A 2,767-nucleotide genomic window follows, 5' to 3' on the forward strand; every position below is an offset into this window, starting at 1 on the left:
GTGGAAAATGTTCAGCAGGATGTCCTGCTAATGAATTTATGGATATTCTTCCTAATAAAATTATTAGATTACTACAAATAGGTGATATAAAAACTTTAGAAAATTCAAAATCTATTTGGAACTGTGCAGCTTGTTTTACATGTGAATCTCGTTGCCCAAGAAATGTAAGCGTTTCAAAGCTTATGGAAGCACTTAGACTTAGACTTATTAGACAACAAAATGGAGATAGATTATCTTCTAATAATATTCCTAAATTAATGGAAGATGATAAAAATATACCACAACAAGCATTTGTAAGTGCTTTTCGTAAGTTTAGTAAATAATGTAAGGGGGAATACTGGTGCGTAGAATAGGAGTATATGTCTGCTGGTGTGGAAGTAATATTGCAGGGACAGTTGATGTGGAAAGAGTTAGAGATGCTGTAAAAGATATGCCTGGAGTAGTTCATTCAGTTGATTATCAATATATGTGCTCAGAGGTTGGGCAAAACTTTTTAAAAGATGCAATAAAAGAGAAAAAATTAGATAGAATAGTTGTAGCTGCTTGCTCTCCAAGAATGCATGAGGCAACTTTTAGAAAAGCAGCAGAATCAGCTGGATTAAATCCTTATTTAGTTGAAATTGCAAATATTAGAGAACATTGTTCTTGGGTTCATAAAGATAAAGAGATAGGAACAGAAAAGGCAATAGCTTTAACTAAAGCTGCTATAGCAAAAGCAACTTTAAATGAGGAGCTTATTTCAGGAACAACACAAGTTGAAAAAAGAGCTCTTGTTGTTGGAGGTGGAATAGCTGGAATTCAAACAGCACTGGATATTGCTGATGCAGGATATAAGGTAGATTTAGTAGAACAATCTCCAAGTATTGGTGGGAAAATGGCTCAAATTGATAAAACTTTTCCAACATTAGATTGTTCAGCTTGTATACTTACACCAAAAATGGTAGATGCTGCTGCTCATGAGAATATAACAGTTCATACTTATAGTGAAATAGAAAGTGTTACAGGATTTGTTGGAAACTTTAATGTAGCTATAAAGAAAAAGCCTCGTTATGTGGATATGGATAAATGTACAGGTTGTGGAATCTGTATTGAAAAATGTCCATCAAAAAAAGGAAAAAGTGAATTTGAAGAGGGATTAACAAATAGAACAGCTATATATACACCTTTTGCTCAGTCAGTTCCTAAAGTTCCTGTAATTGATAAAAATCAATGTATAAAATTTAAAATAGGAAAATGTGGAGTATGTTCTATAGTTTGTGGAACTAAAGCTATAGATTTTGAGCAAAAAGATATGATTATTAATGAAAAATATGGAGCAATAGTTTTAGCAACGGGATTTGATCTTATTAATTTAGATAAATTCGGCGAATATTCTTATCCCCATCCAGATGTAATTACATCACTTGAATTTGAAAGACTTACAAATGCAGCTGGGCCAACATCAGGAAAATTCATAAGATTTTCTGATGGGAAAAGACCTAAAAAACTTGTGTTTATTCAATGTGTTGGATCAAGAGATAAAAGTGAAAGAGGAAAAAGTTACTGTTCTAAAGTTTGTTGCATGTATACAGCTAAACATGCAATGCTTATAAAGGATAAATATCCAGATACAGAGATTAGTGTATTTTATATAGATATTAGAACTCCTGGTAAAAATTTTGATGAATTTCATAGAAGAGCTGTTGAAGAGTATGGAGTTAATTATATAAAGGGAACTGTTGGAAAAGTAATTCCTGATGGAGAAAAATTAATGGTTCAAGGTGTAGATTTATTAGCTGGAATTCCAATTGAAATAGATGCTGATATGGTCGTTTTAGCAACTGCTACTTGTGCTAAACCTGATGCTGTTACTTTAAAAAGAAAACTTAATATTAGTGGAGATTTAAATAACTTCTTTACAGAGGCTCACCCTAAATTAAAACCTGTGGAAACAGCATCTGCTGGAATATATTTAGCTGGAGCTTGTCAGGGGCCAAAAGATATTCCTGAAACAGTTGCTCAAGCTAGTGCTGCTGCTGCAAAGGCTATTATTCTTTTAAGTAAAAAAGAGTTAACAAATAATGCGTGCATATCTAAAGTAAATGAAAATAAGTGTAGTGGTTGTAAAGCTTGTTCTAAAATGTGTCCATATGACGCCATTTCCATGGAAATGGTTGATATTTATGATCATGGAAATGTAGTGAGAAAACAGGTGGCAAAAGTAAATGAAGCTCTTTGCCAAGGGTGTGGAGGATGTACAGTTTCTTGTCGTCCAGGAGCTATTGATTTAAAGGGATATACAAATAAACAGATAATGGCGGAGGTAGATACCATATGTCTTTAGATATTAATAAAGAAAAAGAATTTAAACCACTTATTGTTGCATTTTGCTGTAACTGGTGTAGTTATGCTGGAGCTGATCTTGCTGGAACTAGTAGATTAAATTATCCAGCAAATATAAAAATAATTCGTGTTCCATGTTCTTGTAGAGTAAATCCAAATTTTGTTTTACGTGCTTTTCAAAAAGGAGCAGATGGTGTAGTTATGGCAGGATGTCATCCAGGGGATTGCCACTATTCCACAGGAAATTATTATACAAGAAGAAGATTTTCTGTATTTACTAATCTTTTAGATTTTATTGGTGTGGAAAAAGATAGATTTAAAGTGGACTGGATATCAGCAGCAGAAGCAAATAAATTTTCAATAGTTATGAATGATATTGTAGAGAAAGTTCATAAATTAGGACCTAATAGAAAGTTGAGGGATACAAGATGGGAAAGATAGAGAA

3 protein-coding genes are annotated in these 2,767 nt (G+C 32.9%); all 3 read left to right on the forward strand.

Annotated features, from left to right (window positions below):
• Positions 1-323 (forward strand): 4Fe-4S dicluster domain-containing protein (locus Q0V09_RS10265; RefSeq protein WP_297489274.1); only part of this gene is annotated, 323 nt, incomplete at its 5' end.
• Positions 324-340: 17 nt separating this feature from the next.
• Positions 341-2,323 carry a CoB--CoM heterodisulfide reductase iron-sulfur subunit A family protein gene (locus Q0V09_RS10270; RefSeq protein WP_297489277.1) on the forward strand — a complete coding sequence of 661 codons (1,983 nt, stop codon included), beginning with the start codon at positions 341-343 and terminating at the stop codon, positions 2,321-2,323.
• On the forward strand, positions 2,314-2,763 hold the full coding sequence (locus tag Q0V09_RS10275; RefSeq protein ID WP_297489280.1) for a hydrogenase iron-sulfur subunit: 450 nt from the start codon (positions 2,314-2,316) through the stop codon (positions 2,761-2,763). The genes Q0V09_RS10270 and Q0V09_RS10275 overlap by 10 nt, the downstream gene beginning before the upstream one ends.
• Positions 2,764-2,767 lie beyond the last annotated feature (4 nt).

The organism is uncultured Cetobacterium sp. (genome assembly GCF_947039425.1).
Taxonomy (GTDB): domain Bacteria; phylum Fusobacteriota; class Fusobacteriia; order Fusobacteriales; family Fusobacteriaceae; genus Cetobacterium_A.